This window comes from Clostridium sartagoforme AAU1 (assembly GCF_000401215.1).
GTDB lineage: Bacteria > Bacillota > Clostridia > Clostridiales > Clostridiaceae > Clostridium > Clostridium sartagoforme.
In genome coordinates this window covers 22063-29130 of the sequence record NZ_ASRV01000206.1, presented here as the reverse complement: position 1 = coordinate 29130, position 7068 = coordinate 22063, and the positions used below count along the sequence as shown (strand labels likewise).

At 26.6% G+C, this 7068-nt stretch carries 6 protein-coding genes; all 6 read left to right on the top strand.

All coding sequences use genetic code 11. From position 1 onward, the window contains the following. Positions 1-165: 165 nt before the first annotated feature. A complete protein-coding gene (locus A500_RS16630; protein ID WP_016208730.1) occupies positions 166-1614 on the top strand; it encodes a VanW family protein in 1449 nt (482 codons plus the stop codon). Between the two features lie 195 nt (positions 1615-1809). Further along, complete coding sequence (locus tag A500_RS16625) at positions 1810-2646, top strand: Cof-type HAD-IIB family hydrolase (protein WP_016208729.1); 837 nt, start codon at positions 1810-1812, stop codon at positions 2644-2646. Positions 2647-2835: 189 nt separating this feature from the next. After that, on the top strand, positions 2836-3297 hold the full coding sequence (locus A500_RS16620; protein ID WP_016208728.1) for a tRNA (cytidine(34)-2'-O)-methyltransferase: 462 nt from the start codon (positions 2836-2838) through the stop codon (positions 3295-3297). Positions 3298-3314: 17 nt separating this feature from the next. Beyond that, on the top strand, positions 3315-4151 hold the full coding sequence (locus A500_RS16615; RefSeq protein WP_016208727.1) for a DegV family protein: 837 nt from the start codon (positions 3315-3317) through the stop codon (positions 4149-4151). A gap of 243 nt (positions 4152-4394) precedes the next feature. Next, positions 4395-5447: a BMP family ABC transporter substrate-binding protein gene (locus A500_RS16610; RefSeq protein WP_016208726.1), complete on the top strand. Its 1053-nt coding sequence runs from the start codon at positions 4395-4397 to the stop codon at positions 5445-5447. 105 nt (positions 5448-5552) lie between these two features. Then, a complete protein-coding gene (rpoN, locus tag A500_RS16605; RefSeq protein ID WP_016208725.1) occupies positions 5553-6935 on the top strand; it encodes an RNA polymerase factor sigma-54 in 1383 nt (460 codons plus the stop codon). Positions 6936-7068: the final 133 nt, after the last annotated feature.

Sequence of the window (7068 nt, the reverse complement as noted above, 5' to 3'; positions counted from 1 at the left end):
ATCACAAGATATAAATAAGAAAAAATAATTATTATCATTACATAAATATATTAAAATAAACTATAGAATATAATATAATAATAATGATATAGTAATATTATAATCATAGTAAAAGTTATGTTTTCTCAAATTATAATAAATTTATTCTAGAGAGGAGTGGGGCATTTGGAAGAAAAAAATAAAAACAAAAAAAGTTTAATACTAAAAAAGAATAAAAACTTATTAATAACTACAGGAGTAGTAAGTGTATTATTAGTTATAGGAATTATATCATATATTGTTTCAGTTAATAACAGAGTTAAAGCATGGGAAAATAAAATTTATCCAGGGATTAGTGTTTATGGTGTAAATTTAAGTGGATTAAATAAAGATGAAGCCATAGCATTGCTAAATGAGAAATTACCTAACGTAATTATGGACAAGAAACTAGCAGTTTTGGTTGGAGATAAGAAGTTAGAGCTAAATTATAAGGATATAAATCCTAAATATGATATAGAGGCTACTGTAGTAGATGCTATCAATTATGGAAAAGATAAAGGCATCATGGCAAAGAATTCGATGATAAAAAATAATAATGTTGTTAATATGGAATCAAAGATTTCATTTGATGAAGAAAGCTTAAAAGCCTTTGAAGAAAAAGTAAAATCTGAAGTGAATATAGTAGCTAAAAATGCTGAAATAGAAATAAATTCAGGGAATATAACAGTTACGCCAGATATTAATGGAAAGAGAATAGATGATGAAGAACTTCATAACCAATTAATAGAAAATATTAATGGTAATCCTGATAGTATGGAGGAATTATCTTTTGAATTAAAGGAACAACAAGCTAAGATAAAAGCTGATGATTTAAATAAAATAACAGGAAAAATTAGTGGGTATAGTAGTAGTTATAAAAATACTGGTGATGGAAGAGTTAGAAATATGGAAATTGCGGCACAAATTGTTAGTGGTACAATAGTTATGCCTGGAGAAGAATTTAGTTATAATGAATTAATAGGTGATACAACTCCAGATAAGGGATATGAAAAAGCAAATACTTATGTAGGAAATAAAATAGTACCAGATTATGGTGGAGGAATATGCCAAGTATCAACAACTCTTTATAGAGCAGCTATGAGAGCAAATTTAAGGTCAACAGAAAGAATGAATCATTCTCTAACGGTTTCTTATTCAGAACCAGGATTAGATGCAACTGTAGCAAATGGAGTTATAGATTATAAGTTCAAAAATTCATATGATTTCCCAGTATATATTCAAGGGTATGTAGGTGGTGGAGTAGTATCATTTAGTGTATATGGTAATGTAGACGCAATGGGTGGAAAAACTTATGAACTTGTAAATGAAGTTCATGAAAAATATAATCCTGAAATAACCTATGAAGAAGATCCAACTATGGAAGAAGGAACTGAAAAAGTAGAAGTTTATGGAATGCCTGGATACAAAGCAAGCTCCTATCAAGTAACATATGAAAATGGAGTCGAAGTTTCTAGAGATTTTATAGCAACAGATGTCTACCTAACAACAAATACAATTATAAAAAAGGGAACTAAAAAGAAAGAGGTTAATACAAAACCAAATGAAGCACCTGTAAATACAACAGAAGCAAATTAAAATGATAGAATTTTAATAAATAAAAATTAAAAAGTAGTAATTAAATAAATAAAAAGAATGATATTAAAAATGATATCATTCTTTTTTATACAAATACAATATATATTATAAATTCTTTCTTATATTAAATTTATTGTCGAAATTATAGTAGAATGATATTATAGTAATATTAAAGGGTGAGTAAAGGAGTTTTTTATGGAATACAAAATGGTTTGTATTGATATGGATGGAACTTTACTAGGTAAAGGGAAAAAAATATCAGAAGAAAGTAAAAAAGTAATAAAACAAATTCATGAAAAAGGTGTAGAAATAGTAGTAACTACAGGTAGAATATATAATAATGCAGCGTATTACTCTCATCTTTTAGGGGTTGAATCACCTGTTATTGCAGCAAATGGAGCAATAGTTAGAGAAAAGCATACTAATAAAGTTATATATGAAAACCCAATAGAAACTGAGCAATGCATTAAGCTTGTTGAAACCTTATATGAAATGAATTTTAATTTTCATTTTTATACATTAGATGGGATATATTGTGGCAGTGAATTAATGAAGTTTGTAACTAAATTATATATGACAAAACAAGTTGGATATGATACCTTAAAAATAAATTATTATGTTATTAAAGATATAGATAATTGGAAAAAATTTTTTAGAGAAAATAAAGGAAAAATAACTAAATGCATAGTCTTTTCAATAAATCCTAAGAGAATATCAACACTTAAAGAAAAACTAAATGGGATAGACAAAATTGTATATTTTGGAGCAGGAAGTCGAAGCGTTGAAATTAATAATCAAGGAGTTTCAAAAGGAAATGCAGTAAAAGCATTAGCAGATTATTATGGATTCAAAAGAGAAGAAATAGTTTGTATAGGAGACAATGAAAATGATGTTTCGATGATTGAATATGCAGGTGTAGGAGTTGCCATGGGAAATGCAATACCTGAAGTTAAAAACTTAGCAGATTATATAACTGATACAAATAAGAAAAATGGAGTTGCAAAAGCCATAAAGAAAATATTTAAACTTTAAAATATGGTTTTACATCAATTTCTATATTAATTAAAGAAATAAATTAGTTTTCATAAGATAGAAGAAAATATTCTGTTAACAAATACTAAAATCTTTGACTAATGAAGATTGATATAGTATCATTTTTTATATAGTTTCATTAAAGTAAGATGAGGTCATCTTACTTTTTTAATGGGAGGTTACTAAGAAATGAATTTAAATATAGTGTTATATCAACCAGAAATACCACAAAACACAGGGAATATTGCGCGAACTTGTGTTTTAACAAACTCAACTCTTCACTTAATTAAGCCAATGGGATTTAAAATAGATGATAAACAAGTAAAACGTGCGGGATTAGATTATTGGAGTGAATTAAAGCTTGAAATACATGAAAGCTATGAAGAATTTATGAAAAAGTATGGAAATGAAAGAATATTCTTAGCTACAACTCATGGAGGAGTACACTATGATGAAGCTTCTTTTAAAGAAGGAGATTTTATAATGTTTGGTAGAGAGTCATCAGGGGTTCCGGAAGAAGTACATAAAAATCATGCAGGAATAAGAGTGCCTATGATTAAAACAAGTACTAGAAGTTTAAATCTTTCAAATACTGTAGCAATTATAGCATATGAAGCTTTAAGGCAAATTGGTTTTCCTGAAATGAAATAGATTTAGGGGGAGTAGGCGTGGAAAAAATAAAAATTTTAACAGATAGCTGTTTAGATATTCCAGAAGAATTAATTAAAAAAAATAATATAGAAGTAGTGCCTGTTTTAATTAATTTTGGTGATGAGAGTTATATTGATAGGGAAGAAATTAACTTACAACAAATGCAAGAAAAAATAGAGAAGGATAAGATACTTCCAACTACAGCACAAATAACTCCAGTTAGATTTGCAAAATATTTTAAAGAAAGCTTAGATGAAGGATATAAGGTTTTAGCTATACTTATGTCTTCAAATATGAGTGGAACATATAATTCAGCATGTATAGCAAAAGATATGCTAGAAAGCGATGATATAGTAATAGTAGATACAAAAGTAATAACATCAGCCCAAGGCTTTTTTGTATTAAAGGCATGCGAACTTAGAGATAAGGGGTTAAAGGTAGAAGAAATAAAAGAAGAATTACTTAAATTAATACCTAAAATGAATGCTTCTTTATGTTTTGAATCTCTAGAAAATTTAGTTAGAGGTGGGAGAATTTCTAAAACAGCAGGTGCTATAGGAACTGCTTTAGGATTAAGAGTGATAATCGGATTTGAAGATGGAATGATGACAGCGAAAGATAAAATTAGGGGAAATAAAAAGGCTCTAAAGAAAATAATATCAGATTATGAGTCAAGCAATCCAGATAAAGATGAACCTGTTATTTTAATAGAAATTGAAAGTCCAGAAATGAAAGACAGTCTTAAAAAATATTTAGAAGAAAACAATTTAAGATACATAGAAACAACTCCGGGATGTGCAGTTGGTATACACTCAGGAACTAGAGTAAGTGGTCTATTTTTCTTAAGTAAGTAGAATTTATAATAAATAATTATATTGATATATATACAATTAAGTTTATTAGCGGAATAATAAAATAATTTTAAAAAATAATAGTTAAAGAATAATCTTTAAAAAGATATAGATAAACAATAATAATAAGGGATATAAGTAAGATAAGTTATATTAGATATGATTTATCTTATTTTTTTGAATAAAACATGAAGAATTTTTATATATTTATTTGGGCAACCTAAAGTAAAAAGGAAGGTGGTTATAGTGAAAAAACAAAGATTGTTTTTATTAAGCTTAAGTATATGCTTAATTCTTATACTTATAAGTTGTGAAATGTTAAATAGCCCAATAATAGATTTAGATAAACCCAAAGTAGCTTATGTTGTAAATAAAGGCTGTTTAGAAGATAAAGGTTTAAATCAACTAGGATTAGAAGGAATAAATAAAATTATAACTGAATTTGGAGTTAAATTAACTACTATAGAAATAGATAAAGATGATGAAGAAGCTTTTCAAAAGAATTTTATAAAAGCAGCCAAAACTAATGATTTGATAATTGTAGTAGGAGAAGAGTTCAAAAATGTAGTTAATGAGACAGCAACTAACTACAGAGATAAGAAGTTTATAGTTACATCAAACAAAATAAGAGAAAGTAATGTTCAAAATATAGCATTTAAATATGAAGAATCAGGTTTTTTAGCAGGTGTATTAGCAGGTAAAAAAAGCGGGAATAAAGAAGTTGGATACATAGCAATTAAAGATAATGAGCCCAATAAATTACTTTTATCAGGATATATGTCAGGAATTAAAGTAACTAATATGTCAGCTGTAACAAGATTATTATCAGGTGAAAATGTAAAATACATTGAAGATTGTGCAAATGTAGATTTAGCTTACGAAGAAGCAAAGAAATTATATGATAAAGGTTGTGAAATAGTACTAACAGCAGCAGGAAAAGCTTCAGAAGGAGTTTTTAAAGCAGCTAAGGAAAAAGGTAAATATGTAATTAATAGTGGAATGAATGCAGAGGAAGTTTATAAAGATTATATAGACAATTCACTTGCTTCATTAGTAGTACATTTGGATAAAGTATTATACGAAAGTTTATCAGAAGCAAACAAAGGTATGTTTAAAAGTGGAGAAATAAATAAAATTAATGAAGGATTGAAAGAAAATACTATAGAATTTATTATAAATGATAATTTAGTTAATTCAGAAATAATAAATTTAATTAATAATTATAAAAGTGGAGTAATTAAAGAAAAAATAGAAATTCCTAAGAAAAAAGAAGAAGTGCAAGAATTTAAAGTACTATAATGACTTGATATAACGTTTACTAACAGTTTATACTAGTATTAAGGATTTATCCTTAATACTAGTAAAAGTTATAGTTTGTAGTTTATTGAAATGAAGGTGTACTTTATGAAATTAGATTTTAATTTAAATCTCACACAAGAACAAAAGTTAATAATGACTCAACAGATGCAGTTATCTATAAAGCTTTTACAAATGTCTACTTATGATTTAAGAGAATACATAGAAAATGAGTTTGTAGAAAACCCAATATTAGAAGGTGACTTTGATTTTGTCCAAGAAGATAAAGCATATGAAGATAAAATTGATTACAAAGAAATGATAAAATATTTAGAATTTGATAATTATAGTTCTCAAAGTTATGGGGAATATAATAAGGATGAAGATGTATCACCATTTAATTTTATATCTCAAAAAGAATCACTTACAGAATATTTAAATAATCAATTAATTGAAAGTGATGAAGATGAATATAAAAAAGCAATAGTATCTTATATGATAGAAAACATAGATAGTAGAGGTTACTTGGACATGCCTCTAGAAGACATATGTAAGGAGCTAAATATTTCACTTGAATTAGGACAAGAAGCCTTAGAAATACTTCAAGACTTAGAACCAGATGGAATAGGTGCAAGAAACCTAAAGGAATGTTTAAAAATACAACTAATAAAGCTTGGAGTGTTAGATGATAACTTAGAAAGAATAATAGACGAATACTTAGACTTAATAGCAGATAATAAATTCAATATAATAGCTAAGAACTTGAAAATAACTCCAAAAGAAGCTCAAGATCTAGGAGATGTAATAAAAAAACTCGAACCAAAACCTTCAAGAGGGTTTTATACAGGGGAAGAAGTTAAATTTATAATTCCAGATGCTGCTATTAGGAAAATTGATGGACAATATTTTGTTATTATGAATGATGGAGTAATACCAAGACTATCAATTAGTAGTATATACAAAGATATCTTAAATAATAAAGATGACAAGAAAACAGAAAATTATGTAAAAGAGAAATTAAACAATGCCATGTTTTTAATAAAAAGCATAGAACAAAGAAAAAGTACTTTACTTAGAATATTAGAAAAAGTTGTTGATAAGCAAATGGAGTATTTTGATAAGGGACAAAAGTACTTAAGACCTATGACGTTAAAAGATATGGCAGAAGAACTTGGAATACATGAATCTACAGTAAGTAGGGCAATAAAAGATAAATATATATTAACAAGCTTTGGAACTGTAAAAATAAAAGATTTATTTACAACAGGATTGAGTCAAGTACAAGGTAACGGTGAAGATATAGCAGTAGTAAATATTAAAAAACAAATAAAAGAAATGATAGATAATGAAGATAAGAAAAAACCATTATCAGATCAAATAATATGTGATGAGTTAAATAAGAAAAACTTGAATATATCAAGAAGAACAGTGGCAAAATATAGAGAAGAGATGGAAATAAAATCTTCAAGTAAAAGAAAAAGGATAGAGTAAAGGATTATAAAGGGGTTTTATAATAGAAAGCTAGCTCTAGTATTAAAAAATATTAAGATAAATAATTTAAACTAAGGTTAGTTTTTCTATTATAAGAAAAAGAAAAATAAGTTAACAAAATAAGCATTTAATA

Coding starts and splice junctions, on each gene's coding strand:
- rpoN (WP_016208725.1), top strand. CDS start 5,553: ATGAAATTAGATTTTAATTTAAATCTCACACAAGAACAAAAGTTAATA.
- A500_RS16620 (WP_016208728.1), top strand. CDS start 2,836: ATGAATTTAAATATAGTGTTATATCAACCAGAAATACCACAAAACACA.
- A500_RS16625 (WP_016208729.1), top strand. CDS start 1,810: ATGGAATACAAAATGGTTTGTATTGATATGGATGGAACTTTACTAGGT.